The following is a 15,401-nucleotide window of genomic DNA, read 5'->3' as shown; positions in this document are numbered from 1 at the left end:
GTTTCAAGTTTTCAGAATTCAAGTTTTATACTTGACTCTTTTTACTTTTTACTTGGCACTTTATTACTGAATTTTAATTTTTTGTCCGTCTACTAAAGTTTTAGAACCATCGGTAATTAAGACATCACCTTTGTTTAATCCGCTCTTAATTTCTATAGAGTTTTCAGATTTTTCACCTTTAGTAATGAATACTTTTTTAGCCACTCCTTGGTTTCCGTTTACATTTTTCGCTACGAAAACAAAAGATTTATAAGCAGCATCTTCATAAATGTACTGAGATGGTACTACAATCGCATTTGGATTAAAATAATCTTCAATTTTTACTTTAGCCAAAAGGTTTGGTTTAATAATTCCACCTTGGTTAGAAATCGGAACTTGAATGGTAAAAGTTCTATTCGCTGGGTTAATAAAATTAGAAGTTAATCTTACTCTAGAATTTACCGTTTTCTTCAACATTGGGAAATCTACAATAACAGAAGTTCCCGCTTTAACGTTGGAAAGGTAAGTTTCTGGAACTTTGGCTTCTACTCTCATTGCTGTAAGGTTAATCAACTTCACAATGGGCATTCCTGGAGAAACCACCTGTCCTGTTTGTTGCATTACTTCGTCTATCACACCAGAAAATGGAGCTCTAATTGCTGTTTTGCTAAGTGTAGCTGCTACTGCGTCTGCAGCTTTTTGAGTGGCTGCCACTTGACTTTGCACCGCCGAAACTTGTTTTACGCTAGATTCATAATTGGTTTTAGCTTGTAAAAACTGAATTTCTGAACCGATTTTTTGTTTCCAAAGAGAAGCTTGTTTTTCGTAAGTGATTTTTGCCAATTCAGAAGCAGATTTCACTTGTTGTAATTGAGCGTTTACTGCAGAAACTTGAATTTGTGCTTGTTTTAATTGGTCTGCCAAACCACCATCTGCTACTCTACCAATGACTTGACCAGCACCTACATATTGACCTTGACGAACATACAATGTTAAAGTTCCTGGCATTTGTGGCTGAACTGCTACATCTTGGTCTGTGGTAACATTTCCTTGAAGTTCTATATAGTGAGCAAAATTAGTAAGTTCTAATGGCAAGATAGAAACAAAACCCTGAGTTTGGTTTACGCCAAAAGTCGACAAATTCTGGTCTACATTTTCCATTAAAGCATTAATGCTGTCTACTCTTTTTTGCTGTTGATCACGATAAGCTTGCAAACCTTTTACGTCTTTTTTAGCGATAAGGTCTGCTAAAGTGTCATCTGTATTTTCTTTTTTACAAGAAATTACTGCTAAAGATAATAAGATGGGTAAAAATATTTTTTTCATAATAGTAGTTTTCAAATTTTTTGAAAAATAATTTAATAAAGATTATAGAATTCCTTTTGCTTTGTCTAGTTGAACTTTTGCTTGAATTAATTCTATAGCGGCTTGATAATATTTAGTTTGAGCCTCATACAATTGGTTTTCTGCTTGCGAAAGCTCAAAACTTGTACCCAGACCTTCTTTAAATTTTACATTTTGTTTTCTGTAGATTTCAGAAGAAAGTTTTACCAAATCTTCTGCTGTATTATAAGAAGCTAGAGCGTTTTCGTAGTCTGTTGCTTTTTGATAATATTCGCTTTGCAGTTGTTTTTCGGCATCTTCTTTATCTAATTGTGCTTTAACTAAATTTAGTTTTGCCTGTTCTGTTTGCCAATGTCTTTGTAAACCACTGAAGATTGGAACATCTAACTGAATCCCCCAAAGTGTAGGATGATTCCATCTTAAATCATCTAAGCTGCTTCCTAATGCGTTGGCATTTGTAGAAAAGAAGGTAGATAAACTTGGTAAAGCTTTAGATTTTTCTAATTTTAATAACAACTGATTTACTCTTACTTGATTTTGTTTTAGTTTTAAGTCAATGTGATTGCTAAAATCATAGCTTTCTCTTGCAATTAATTGCTTATTTTTATCTAAAACTTCATCAAATGTAGAAGTAAGTTCTAATTTTTCTTCTAAAGGAAATCCAATCAAATATTTTAAACCGTTATTCAGTTTATTTTTAGTTCTCTTAAGATTTTCAATTACTGTAGAAAGGTTTTTATAAGAATATTCTAACTGCTCTACACTCTGTAATTCTGTAAGACCCGTTTTGTAAACTTGTCTTGTATCATTAAGATTTTTCTCTAGAACTCTTTTATTTTCTTCTAAAGTCTTAATATTTTCTTCAGTCGCTAAAACTCCAGCATAAGTCATCATCACTGCTTCTTTGATAGAAATTTCTGTTTTTTCTTCAATTAAAGAAGCGGTTTCCTTATACGTTTTTGCACTTTCTAATCCTACAATGTAAGAACCATTGAAAAGGAGCTGAGAAACTGTAATTCCCGTATTAATATTCTGTTTTTGAGCCATAGGAAACTCAGAAACTTCTGTACTACCAGGAAAAGTAACAAACATTACAGGAATTTTTATATAATTCGTGTATTTTGCTTGTCCACTCACTTGTGGTAAACCAATACCTACCGTTTCTTTTACTTTTTGCTGCGCAATGGTTTGATCAATTTTTGCTTTTTTTACGTTGACGTTATTTTCTAGCGCATAAGAAACTGCCTCATCTATTGTGAGGTTTTTCTGAGCATACATTTGCGTAGAAAATGCGGTGAGCGCGAAGATTTTAATCCAATTCTTCATACTTTGTTTTTAATTCTTTTAGTCGTTGTTGTCCTTTTTCTGTTACGATGGCGTTTAAATAAAAAAACTTAATTCCGGTGGAAATGTATTTTTTATCTTTAATATCTTCAAATAGCGGAGAAACATCTACAGAAAATAATAATGTGGTCAAAAATTTAATAAATAAATCAGTAGGAATATCTGTTCTGTAATATCCTAATTCTACTCCTCTCTCGAAATTCTGCTTTAAAATTTCTTCAATTTTGATTGATATTGATTTCTGATGCTGATGAAATACTTCCGGATAATATTTTATCAATTGTAACACAAACGCATTTTTTTCCTGACTTGTAGCATCGTCTATTCTCGTTCCAGAAATAAACATGATTTCTATAGGACACTGATGATTTTTTCTTACGGCTTCTACTTCTTCAATCGCCTTATTAGAAATATGCTCTAGAACTTCGGTTAGTAATTCTTCTTTGTTTTTATACTTTTGATAAAGGGTTTTCTTAGAAATACAAAACTCTCTTGCAATATCATCCATTGTAAGTGTTTTCGCACCGTGAGTACGAAACATATCAAACAATCTATCTAATGTACATCTTGTATTTTTCATAATTACAGGTGCAAAGATAGAAAACGGAAACTAAAAAACAAAAAAAGTTTCCAAGTTTTTATCTATATCGTTTTAGATAAAATCAATCACAAAAAAAACCGAGACTAAATCTCGGTTTATATTAATTTAAATAAATTTCAAATTTTCCAAATTCATGAATTTTTTCAAGCAATTGATTATTAATATTAATACTCTGTTGCATCGCTCTAGCTTCTACAAACGTATTGTCTAATGGATTCTGAAGAAAAACATTCAATTTATGTTCTCCTTTTTCAGCCAACAATTGCGTTTTGAAAAATTCTATATCTGTTTTATTTAGTTCATTTACAGGAATAATCAGTGACAGCGATTTTGCATACTTTTCGAAAGCGTCTTTCAAATCCATAATATCTGTAACATTGGTAAAAACTCTTCCTTCGCTTCCTTGTGTGAACTTCATTTTTACAATCACAAATCGGTCTTTTGCAATTTTTTCTCGCAGTTTCATATAATCTCTATCGCCTAATCTGAAACTGTAACTTCCTGTATAATCTTCTAAAGTCAAGAAACAAATCTTTTCTCCAGAATTTTTTCCATCTCGCAAAATCATTTCGGTAATCAAGCCAGAAACCGTGTATTCTCTAGCATTTTCGAACTGTTTTTGTCTTTCTTTCCAATCTTTTGCTGGTTCAAATAGACTTCCTGCAGGAAATAATTGCTCTTTGAACGCATCAATTTCGTCTAAATTCAAGAAATTGAAATTTCCTTTTGGTTCAGCTTTTTTCGCAGAAGATTCTTCTACTAATTCTTCATCTTCTGAAACTTCTAAACTTAAATCCATCACTTCATCTTCATCTGTCTCTTCATCTAAAATCTTGGCAGACAAATCATTAGGAGCAATTTCTTCTTTTTTATTATCTTCTAAAACGAAATTTTTAGAAAACTCTCCGTTGATAAACTTGTACTGGAACCTATATTCATCTAAAGGATGCGCCGAAAGATAGAACCCGATGATTTCCTTCTCACGATTGAGTTTATGCATATTTTGCCATTCTGCACAAGGCAAAAGTTTTGGTCTTTCTATCTGAACTTCATCTGCAAAATCTGCAAAAAGTGAATTTTCCACTGAGTTTTTATTATCTTGGAAAGATTGTCCGTAACGCAAAAGCTTTTCTATATTGGTTCTTCCTGCATTGTCCACATCGAAATATTGCGCTCTGTGATAAGAATCTAATTCGTCAAAAGCTCCCGCAATCACCAAACTTTCTACCACTCTTTTATTGACTTGCGATGAAGGCATTCTTTCAAAAAAATCATAAATATCTTTGAATCTACCGTTTTGTCTTTCCATATAAATCGCTTCAGAAGGCGCTTCTCCCATTCCTTTAATCGCTCCCAAACCAAATCTGATTTGACCTTTTTCGTTCACCGCAAACTGAAACTGAGATTCATTAACATCTGGCCCTAAAACATCTACCCCAATCGTTCTACAATCTTCCATAAAAAGGGTAATCTGCTTGGTGTTGTTAATGTTATTACTCATCACACTCGCCATATATTCCGCAGGATAATTGGCTTTTAGATAAGCAGTGTGGTACGCAATTAAGGCATAACAAGTGGAGTGAGATTTATTAAAAGCATATTCTGCAAACGCTTCCCAGTCTTTCCAGATTTTATTGAGTTTTACCTCATCCAGATTATTTTTCTTACCGCCTTCTAGAAATTTCGGGTACATTTTATCCAGAACGTCTTTCTGTTTTTTCCCCATTGCTTTTCTCAACGTATCGGCTTCACCTTTGGTAAAATTTGCCAATTTCTGAGAAAGCAACATTACCTGCTCCTGATAAACCGTAATTCCGTAGGTTTCTTTTAAGTATTCTTCGGTTTCTGGTAAGTCGTAAACAATTTCTTCTAAACCGTGTTTTCTGTTGATGAAATTTGGGATATATTTAATCGGTCCAGGTCTGTACAAAGCGTTCATCGCAATTAAATCCGCAAAAACCGTAGGTTTCAGTTCGCGCATGTATTTTTGCATTCCCGCACTTTCATACTGGAAAATCCCAATCGTTCTTCCTTCTTTGAAAAGTTCGTAGGTTTTTTTATCATCAAGTGGAATTTCATCTGTATTGATTTCAATTCCGTGACGTTGTTTAATGAGTTTTATTGCATCTTTAATGATGGTTAAAGTCCTTAAACCTAAAAAGTCCATTTTCAACAAACCAGCACTTTCTGCCACAGAGTTATCAAACTGAGAAACCAAAATTCCTGCATCTTTTGCCGCAATAGAAATCGGAACTAAATTTGAAATATCTTCTGGCGTAATAATCACTCCACAAGCATGAATTCCAGTATTTCTGATGCAACCTTCCATTTTCTGTGCCGAAGCCAAAACCTGATGTCTGGAATCATTAGGATTTGCCAAAATCGCCTTCATTTCTTCGGCTAAAGGTTTATCTTCTGGTTTTAATTTTTCTGGTTTATTGAGTGCTTTTGCAATATTCATTCCCGGAGTTTCAGGAATTAATTTCGCAATCGCATTCGTATCAGGAATCGAAACATCCAAAACTCTTCCCGCATCTTTAATCGCGGATTTTCCGCCGAGAACAGAATACGTAATAATCTGCGCCACGTTCATTTGTCCGTATTTTTCAATTACCCATTTTATGATGGCATCTCTTCCTTCATCATCAAAATCGATATCAATATCGGGCATCGAAATACGTTCTGGATTCAAGAAACGCTCAAATAGTAAATCGTATTTAATCGGATCTACATTGGTAATTCCGATACAATATGCAACGGCAGAACCTGCAGCAGAACCACGACCAGGCCCAACTGAAACACCCATTTTACGGGCTTCGTTACAGAAATCCTGAACAATCAAGAAATAACCCGGATAACCTGTATTTGCAATTACTTCTAGCTCAAAGTCTAAACGTTCAGCAATTTCTGGCGTGATTTCATCATATTTTTTTCTAGCACCTTCGTAAGTCAGATGTCTTAAATAGGCATTTTCGCCACGTTTTCCCCCGTCTTTTTCGTCTTCATCACTTTGAAATTCTTCGGGAATATCAAATTTCGGAAGCAAAACATCACGCTTTAAAGTATAAGGTTCAAATTTTTGTAAAAAGTCTGTGTATGCTTCGAAAGCATCAGGAAACTGACGAAAAGTTTGTTTCAATTCTTCTGCATTTTGCACAAAATAATGGTCATTAGCTAAACCTTTTCGTTTCCCAAAACCTTTACCAATAGGCGTAGAAACTCTTTCTCCGTCTTTGATACAGGTAATAATATCTTGAATTTTAGCATCTTCTTTTTTGGTGTAAAAAGTTTCATTCTGTGCTAAAATTTTCACATCATGTTTATCGGCTAATTCTAATAAAACTTCGTTTAAGTGCTCTTCTTCTTCAATGTCATGATTCTGAATTTGCACATAGAAATCGTCTCCAAACTGCTCTTTCCACCAAAGAAAAACTTCCTCTCCTTTTTGTTCCCCGAAGTTCAAAATCGCATTTGGAACATCTCCGTAAATCCCTGCTGTAACAGCAATAAGATTTTCTTTATATTCGGCAATTTGTTTCTTAGAAATCCTTGGTACACCAGCATAATAGCCGTTGGTATAACCTAAACTCGAAAGTTTTGCTAGATTTTTATATCCTTGAAAATTTTTCGCCAAAAGAACCATGTTTGTTCTTCTATCTGGATCATCTTTGGTAAATTGTTTTTGCTCTGGTCTTTCTGAGAGATAAAATTCACAACCCAAAACTGGAACCAAAGGTATTTTAGTAAATTCTTCGCCTTTTTCTTCGGCTTCGGCTTTCTTTTTCTTAATATCTCCATTGTATTTTTCAACTTCAGAAACAAACTTGAAAGCGCCCATCAAATTTCCTAAATCTACCATTCCAACTGCCTTAAAATCGTTTTCGGCAGCTACTTTTATCAATTCATTAAAATGAGAAGTCGCGGCAAGTGTAGAATAAATGGTATGATTATGAAAATGGAAATAATCGCCAATTTCTACTTCCTTGGTATCGCCAAAATCTACAGTAGATTTCTTCTTCTTAGAATCTGCAACTTGCCTTCTGATGACAATATCAAAAGGTTTAATCGGCTCACTCCAAATTTTCTGAAAATTTTGGAATTGCTCATCACTCCAAAGCATTTTCTCTGCAGGAATAATGCGTTGTCTCGCCATTTCGAAGAAAATCTGAGCCGTTGCATTTACGTCTGCAGCAGCATTGTGTGCTTCATCAAACTGGTAACCGTATAATTTTTCAAAAAGCTCGCCTAATTTTGGAGATTTAAACCTTCCTCCTCTTCCTCCTGGCAAAGCACAGAAATCAGTTCCCAATTCCATGGTATCAGCTTTGGGAATTTCTTGAAGATTATTTTCGATTTCTTTTCTAAAAAACTCTGCGCCTACAATTTTATAATCAAAATCAATATTGTGACCAACACCAACTTTTGTCTTCTCTAATGCTTTTTTAAATTCTTCTAAAACCCATGCCAAATCCTTTCCTTCTTCTTTGGCCATTTTGGTAGAAATCCCGTGAATTCTGGTCGCGTTAAAAGGAATATCATAACCTTCAGGCTTAATGATATAATCCTGATTTTCAATCAATTTACCTTCATCATCATGCAATTGCCACGCAATCTGCACCATTCTTGGCCAATTATCTGAATCTGAGATGGGTGCGTTAAAGTTTTGGGGTAAACCTGTAGTTTCCGTATCAAAAATCAAGTACATTCTTTAGAAAATTTGTTCAAATTTAATCGAAAAAAAATTAAAAAATATATATTTATTTATAATTTCTATTGACTAACAAAATTAGAGTCTTAACAATTTATATCTTTGCAAAAACTACGAATTATTATGAAAAAAAATATATTTATTTTAACTTGTCTTTTACTAATCAACAATTATTACGGACAAAACACAAGATTAAACTCTATTTTAGCTAAGGATAGAATAGAAAATAATAATAGGCTTTCCTCTTTTCTGAAAAATTCTTCTCAAAAATTTTCAAAGAGTCAATTAAAAGAAATTATTTCCACTCATGCTGGATTTGCAGGCAACATTCCTCTTTTTTGGGAATCTGAAGATATGCGTGCCAATAAAAGCGCCAATATTCTTTCCTTACAAAATGGAACCCTCACTGGTTTAAATAATATTTCGATCAATGGCAGCGGTCAGAAAATTCTAGTAATGGATGGAGGCAGAGTTTTCGAAAAACATAACGAATTTGGAGGACCAACTAATGGAGGAAACAGAATCTTTGATCAAGAAAATGGAGAAATAGCCTATGCAAGTCATGCAACAAACGTTGCTGGAATCATTGGAGCAATTGGGATAGGAGATTTTTCTAATCCATATGGAACTTCTGGAGCAAAAGGCGTACTAACTAATGTAATGATTGACAGCTATAGCTTTAACAATACTACAAAAGGAAATAATTATCAAAAACTTGCTGCTTCAAATGCTAATATCTCCAATCATTCTTATGGTGTAAATGTAGGATGGAACTATGTGTCCACTCCATTTTCTATTTACACTACTAAAGGCTTTTATTGGGTTGCTAATTATGAATTAAATACTGAAGATACTTATTCTGGAGCTTACAGTTTGAGAGATAAAAGTTTTGATGAAATTGTTTATACAAATCCCAATCAAATCGTCATCAAATCTGCTGGAAATTATTATGGGACCCATCCTAGCCAAAATACTTCTCTTCCAAAATTTAAATATGATAATTTATCCAATACTTATGTTCCATTTGACGCAGCAGATGTAATTCCCGCCGCAAATTGTAGCCAAGGGTACAACTGCATAGGTGAAGGATCTTTAGCAAAAAATATTATAGTCGTTGGTGCAACTAACCAATTAACCACTGCTGATTACCAATATACCACTTCCAATGATGTAGCCAAAGCAAGCTACAGTAGTGCAGGACCTAGAAAAGATGGAGCGATAAAACCTGACATTTCAGCAGTAGGAAGCACTATGGCACTTGCAAGCTACTCAAACGCAACCACTTATAACACTTATGGATTAGGTGGAAACGGAACATCATATTCCGCGCCAATAGTTACTGGAATTGCTGGAGCTTTAACAGAGATAAATAGAACGTTATACAACAATAACAGCTTCATTTTTAAAGCAGATGAAATGAAAGCTTTATTAACCCATACTGCAAATGAAGCAGGAAATCCTGGACCTGATGTATGGTATGGTTGGGGATTTGCGGATGCCACAAAAGCAGCTCAACTTCTTATAGACAAAAAAGACAATAAAGCATTTTTTGAAAGAAATGTATTAAACTCTGGGGCTAAATTTACTAAAACAGTAACTGCTAAATCTGGAGAGCCATTAAAAGCAACAATATCATGGATAGACCCAGCTGCAACTCCTTTTTCTACAGATTACGAACTTCAAAATAATCATTCTTCTATGATTATTAACGACTTTGACCTGAGAATTATAGATACCGTAACCAATACCATTTATTACCCTTGGAAATTAGATATTAGCAATCCTATGACACCTGCTACACAAGGTGATAACACTGTTGATAATGTAGAACAAATTATTATTCCAAGTCCAATTGCTGGTAGAATGTATAGATTAGAAGTTTCTCACAAAGGAAATTTAGTAGACAACAACCAAAATATTTCTTCTCAAAATTACGCTATCATCATTACAGGTTTTGATTCTTCTGCATCTTTACAAACCTCCGAAAATTCAAAAGAGAAATTAGTAACTGTTTATCCTACCAAAACTAAAGATATTGTAAACGTACTCATTCCAAAAGGTGCTAAAACAATAGATATTTTTGACTTATCAGGAAAATCAGTTCTAAAAACAGAAGCAAAAAGTTTCCAAACCATTGATGTAAGCCAATTACCAAAAGGAACTTACATTATCAATGTGAAGACTGATAAAAATGTAAGCTCTCACAAGTTTATTAAAGAATAATTTTGAGTCATAAAAACTTCTAAATCATTGAAAACGCTAACTTTACGAGTTAGCGTTTTTTATTTTCAACAAAAAGTGAGAATGCTTATATTTGTTTTCTATGGAATCTGACTTTACAACAAAAGAAATTATTTCAAAAGAGATTTTGCTCAAAGCTTATAATCAAATGATGCTGGCAAAATCAATGGCCGATATTTACGAAGAAAACAGAAATATTTGCAAGTACGTACACAGTACTTCCAGAGGCCACGAAGCCATACAATTGGCTACTGCTTATCAATTATCCAAAGAAGATTGGGTATCTCCTTATTACAGAGACGAATCTTTATTATTGGGAATAGGCTTCACTCCTTATCAATTAATGCTTCAATTATTAGCAAAAGCAGAAGACCCATTTTCTGGAGGTCGTTCTTATTATTCGCATCCATCCAGTAAATTAGAAGGACTTCCAAAAATCATTCATCAAAGTTCTGCTACAGGAATGCAAGCCATTCCAACCACTGGTATTGCCCAAGGAATAAGATATATTGAAGATTTTAAACTTCAAAATTTTGAAAAAAATCCTGTTGTCATTTGTAGTTTAGGTGATAATTCCGTTACAGAAGGAGAAGTAGCCGAAGCTTTTCAATTTGCAGCACTTCATCAACTTCCCATTATCTTTTTAGTTCAAGATAATGAATGGGGAATCAGCGTAACTAAAGAAGAAGCCAGAACTTCTGATGCTTATGATTATGCAGCTGGTTTCGTAGGGCTAAATAGAATGAGAATTGATGGAACTGATTTTGTAGAAAGTTTCATTCAGATGCAAAAAGCGGTACATTTTGTAAGAGAAGAAAGAAAACCTCTTTTAGTTTGCGCTAAAACCGTATTGATTGGGCATCATACTTCTGGTGTAAGAAGAGAATTTTATCGTGACGAAGCAGATTTAGCCAAACATAGAGCAAAAGACCCGGGAATTATTCTCAAAAAATATTTATTAGAAGAAGGTTTTAACGAAGAGACCTTATCTCAAATAGAAATTGAAGCCAGAAAACAAATAGAAGAAGACTTTAACAAAGCTATACTCGCTCCAGACCCAAAACCTGAAACCATAAAAGAGCATGTTTACGCTCCTACTCCTATCACAGAAGAAAAAGGAACTAGAATTCCAGAAAATGGAGAAAAAATCCCAATGGTAGATGCAGGAATTCATGCCATACAAGAATTGATGCACAAACATCCTGAAGCATTACTTTACGGTCAAGATGTAGGCGGAAGAATTGGGGGAGTTTTCAGAGAAGCGGTAACGCTTCAACAAAAATTTGGAAATAAAAGAGTTTTCAATACTGCCATTCAAGAGGCATACATCATTGGTTCTACTGTAGGAATGAGCGCAGTAGGTCTTAAACCTATTGTAGAGGTACAATTTGCCGATTATATTTATCCAGGAATCAATCAATTGGTGACAGAAGTTTCTAAATCTTGCTACCTCAGCAACGGAAAATATCCTGTTTCGAGCATCATCCGAGTTCCAATTGGAGCTTATGGAGGTGGCGGTCCTTATCACAGCGGAAGCGTAGAAACCATGTTAGCTCAAATCAAAGGAATTAAAATCGCTTATCCAAGTAATGCTGCAGATTTTAAAGGCTTGTTTAAAGCTGCTTTTTACGACCCAAATCCTGTCATTTTCTTAGAACACAAAGGTCTTTATTGGAGTAAAGTTCCGGGAACTGAAGACGCAAAAACCGTAGAACCTGCAGAAGATTATATTTTACCTTTCGGGAAAGCCAATATTGTAAAATTTGCCAATGAAGAAGAAATACAGAAAGGTCGAACTCTAGTGGTCGTTACTTATGGAATGGGTGTTTATTGGGCCAAAGAAGCCGCTAAAAATTTTGAAGGAAGAGTAGAAATCATAGATTTGAGAACCATCAAACCAATAGATGAAGAATTGGTTTTTGAAAGGGTTAAATTACACGGGAAATGTATTCTTTTAACGGAAGAAGCACTCAACAACTCCATGATGGAAGCTTTCGGGGCAAGAATTTCCAAAAATTGCTTTAAATACCTTGACGCAGCAGTAGAAATCATGGGTTCACTGGATTTACCTGCTGTTCCTATCAATTTGATTTTAGAAAAAGAAATGCTTCCCAATGCAGAAAAACTAAGCCTTAGAATAAATGAGCTTCTCCAAAACTAACATTATGGACATATCAGATAATTTTTTACTCGATTTTTTTAAAGACATTCCTAAAACAGAACTTATCAGTATTTTCGGATTGGTAAATAGAAAAAAACTCAAGAAAAATGAAGTCTTTATAGAAGAAGGCACCTTTTATAACAAGTTTTTTTTCATCAAAAAAGGATTAGTAAGAGGTTACTACAATACTGATGATGGCGAAGAAAAAACCATTTTCTTTCGTTGGGAAAAAGAATTTGGAGCAGACCCAGAAAGTTTCTTTAACCATAAACCTTCTAAACTGACTTGGTGCGCCATGGAAGAAACAGAAATTTTTGAAATCAATTTTCAAAAATTCGAGGAATTAAGCAAAAGAAATGTTGGCCTATTAAAGCTCAGAATTATGGCGAGCAAAAAATTACTGAATAGAATGTATGAAAGATTAGAAAGTTTTATTTTGTATACTCCAGAAGAAAGATTCCAACATTTATTGGAGACTCGTCCTGATCTATGCGAAAGAATTCCTGATAAATATTTAGCGTCATTTCTGGGAATCACCCCAGTTTCTTTGAGCAGAATTAAAAAAAGATTAGAAAATTAACATTTGTTAATTTTTATTTTATATTAATCATTTACTTTTGCAGAAAGGAGAAACACAAATGACTGAAAAATAATCCTTTACAAGAAAGCCTTCTGTACAAACAGAAGGCTTTCTTAGTTTTATATAGATTCATTGTGTTGCGAAATATCCAATCCTAACTCTTCGGAGGTTTCCTCTACTCGAAGTGGAATAATAAAATCTGTAATTTTATAAATGACCAAAGCTCCAAAAAAGGTAAACACAGAAACCAAAAGTAGCGCAGTCATGTGATGTGCAAAAACGCCTACTCCACCATGCAGAAGACTGGCATTTTCGCCTCTAGCAAAAATAGCGGTGAGTATCATTCCCATAATTCCTCCGATTCCGTGACAGGCAAAAACATCTAACGTATCATCTACGCTTTTCAGTTTTTTCCAGTTGACAGCCATATTAGAAACAATTGCCGAAATAAAACCGATAAATATACTTTCTGCAATGCTTACGTAACCACAACCTGGTGTAATCGCCACCAATCCTACTACCGCTCCAATACACGCTCCTAATGCTGAAATCTTTCTTCCATTAATTCTGTCGAAAAATATCCAAGTCATCATCGCTGAAGCGGAAGCAATAGTTGTAGTTCCAAAAGCCATAGCTGCAGTTGCATTAGCTGCTAAAGCAGAACCCGAATTAAATCCGAACCAACCAAACCACAACATTCCTGTTCCTAAAATCACATAAGTAATATTGGAAGGTTCATGGTGATCATTTTTTCTTTTCCCAATCATCAAAGCGCCTGCTAAAGCTGCAAAACCAGCACTCATGTGTACTACAGTTCCACCCGCGAAATCTTTAATCCCAAAGAATTTAACCAAGAATCCGTCTCCGCTCCAAACCATGTGAGCCAAAGGTGCATAAATGAACAGTGAAAACAGTACGATAAATAAAAGGTAACTTACAAATCTTACTCTCTCAGCAAAACTTCCTGTGATAATGGCAGGAGTAATCACTGCAAATTTCATTTGGAACAATGCAAAAAGGATGAAAGGAACAGTAGGAGCCATTTTAGAATGTGGCAAAACGCCTACTTGGTTAAAAAAAGTAAAACTAAAAGGATTGCCTATAATTCCGTAATGTTCTTTGCCAATATAAAATCCTAGAGAATCTCCGAAAGAGAGCGAAAAACCAACCACTACCCAAACCAAACTAATGACTCCCAGTGCAATAAAACTCTGCAACATGGTAGAAATTACATTTTTTTTGCCCACCATTCCGCCATAGAAGAAAGATAAACCCGGCGTCATGAGAAGGACTAAACCCGATGAAGCCAATAACCAAGCAATATCTGCTCCTACTAAATTATTTTCTTCTAAAAAAACTCCCGAACTAGCATCTGGCAACTGAGTTGGCCAGAATAAACTTACCATTGCTACTATCGCTGTGATGATAAAAGCAATAACCCAACGTTTTTCTACTTTCAATAACATATTTTTCTGTTTTAACCCCTACAAATGTAAACATTTTATTTAAAAAAATATATTTTTTGAAAAACAACCCATATATTTTTATATAAATATTTTAAATTTACATAGTTTCATTCTCCTTTACCCCTATAAAAATAACACATAAGAATATTTTTACCATTTATTTCTTGATTTACATAAAAAAGCACAGCGTAGATTGCTGTGCTTTTATTTATAGGCTCACGGATTAGAAATCTGGAAGATCTTGGATCAAAAAAAACTAAGAAAACATTTTGTCATTTTGAGCGGAAGAATGAAGCGAAAAATCTTTTTCTTGATGTAGAGATTCTTCACTATGCTACGCTTCGTTCAGAATGACAGGGTTATTTTATTAACTTACGGATTATTACATCTAGAAGGTCGGCAATTCAATATTTCCAATATAAAATTTTCCATCACACATTATTTTCGTTTCATATTGAATAGGAAAAATTTCATTAATGCTTAATTCTAAAAAAGATAAAACCTCTATTATTTCTTTTTCTGACCAATTTTCTTTATAAAATGCAAATTGTCCCTTATCAGTAAAAAGAACGGGCTGAATATAGTCAATTCCACTTGTGTCTTGTGGCGAACAATAACCATTATATTTTTGACCATTTTTAAAATGAAAGTGAGTTAAAACTATATAACTTTCCTCTGAGTTTTCAGAAATTTCTGTTCTATTGGATTTTTGAATATATTCAATATTTTCAACTATTAGATATTTCCAAACATGATTCTCCAATATCTCTTCCTCTTTTAAATCTTCTAACTTTATCATAAATTTTGAAAATGAAAAATAACGAACAAAAAATCTAGGTATAATTATAACTAAGTAATCCTTTTGTAAACTATTGTTTGTTTCGTTATTTGAGTTTCAGCTTATTAGTTTCTAACAAATTTAAATAAAATCAGTGAATTAGAATGGTAGAAATTGATATCTTAAAAAAATTGTTTTC

General features: G+C 33.9%; 9 protein-coding genes. 3 read left to right on the top strand and 6 right to left on the bottom strand.

Going from position 1 to position 15,401, the window contains the following annotated elements; genetic code table 11:
• Window positions 1–63: 63 nt before the first annotated feature.
• From ACT53I_RS02795 to dnaE, 4 genes are all read right to left on the bottom strand, one after another.
• Window positions 64–1,305 (bottom strand): efflux RND transporter periplasmic adaptor subunit, encoded by a 1,242-nt coding sequence (locus ACT53I_RS02795; protein ID WP_476078335.1) that lies wholly within the window; start codon window positions 1,303–1,305, stop codon window positions 64–66.
• Between the two features lie 42 nt (window positions 1,306–1,347).
• Window positions 1,348–2,649 carry a TolC family protein gene (locus tag ACT53I_RS02790; protein ID WP_476078334.1) on the bottom strand — a complete coding sequence of 434 codons (1,302 nt, stop codon included), beginning with the start codon at window positions 2,647–2,649 and terminating at the stop codon, window positions 1,348–1,350.
• On the bottom strand, window positions 2,633–3,247 hold the full coding sequence (locus ACT53I_RS02785) for a TetR/AcrR family transcriptional regulator (protein WP_476078333.1): 615 nt from the start codon (window positions 3,245–3,247) through the stop codon (window positions 2,633–2,635). Before ACT53I_RS02785 ends, ACT53I_RS02790 begins: the two co-directional genes overlap by 17 nt.
• Window positions 3,248–3,368: 121 nt before the next feature.
• Window positions 3,369–7,973, bottom strand: a complete 4,605-nt coding sequence (gene dnaE / locus ACT53I_RS02780; RefSeq protein WP_476078332.1) for a DNA polymerase III subunit alpha — start codon at window positions 7,971–7,973, stop codon at window positions 3,369–3,371.
• 126 nt (window positions 7,974–8,099) lie between these two features.
• Here dnaE and ACT53I_RS02775 point away from each other — a divergent pair, with 126 nt between their 5' ends.
• The 3 genes from ACT53I_RS02775 (at window position 8,100) to ACT53I_RS02765 (ending at window position 12,958) form a co-directional block, all read left to right on the top strand.
• Window positions 8,100–10,199, top strand: coding sequence for a S8 family peptidase (locus ACT53I_RS02775; protein WP_476078331.1), 2,100 nt, complete (start codon window positions 8,100–8,102; stop codon window positions 10,197–10,199).
• Window positions 10,200–10,299: 100 nt separating this feature from the next.
• Window positions 10,300–12,378: an alpha-ketoacid dehydrogenase subunit alpha/beta gene (locus ACT53I_RS02770; protein WP_476078330.1), complete on the top strand. Its 2,079-nt coding sequence runs from the start codon at window positions 10,300–10,302 to the stop codon at window positions 12,376–12,378.
• 4 nt (window positions 12,379–12,382) lie between these two features.
• Window positions 12,383–12,958 carry a Crp/Fnr family transcriptional regulator gene (locus ACT53I_RS02765; protein ID WP_476078329.1) on the top strand — a complete coding sequence of 192 codons (576 nt, stop codon included), beginning with the start codon at window positions 12,383–12,385 and terminating at the stop codon, window positions 12,956–12,958.
• A gap of 119 nt (window positions 12,959–13,077) precedes the next feature.
• Here ACT53I_RS02765 and ACT53I_RS02760 read toward each other — a convergent pair whose 3' ends face one another.
• Together ACT53I_RS02760 and ACT53I_RS02755 are read right to left on the bottom strand one after the other, a co-directional pair.
• A complete protein-coding gene (locus ACT53I_RS02760) occupies window positions 13,078–14,418 on the bottom strand; it encodes an ammonium transporter (protein ID WP_476079371.1) in 1,341 nt (446 codons plus the stop codon).
• A gap of 394 nt (window positions 14,419–14,812) precedes the next feature.
• Window positions 14,813–15,223, bottom strand: a complete 411-nt coding sequence (locus ACT53I_RS02755; protein WP_476078328.1) for a hypothetical protein — start codon at window positions 15,221–15,223, stop codon at window positions 14,813–14,815.
• Between the last annotated feature and the right edge of the window lie 178 nt (window positions 15,224–15,401).

Source organism: Cloacibacterium sp. DMC96 (assembly GCF_056313765.1).
This window is presented reverse-complemented; position numbering and strand designations above follow the sequence as displayed.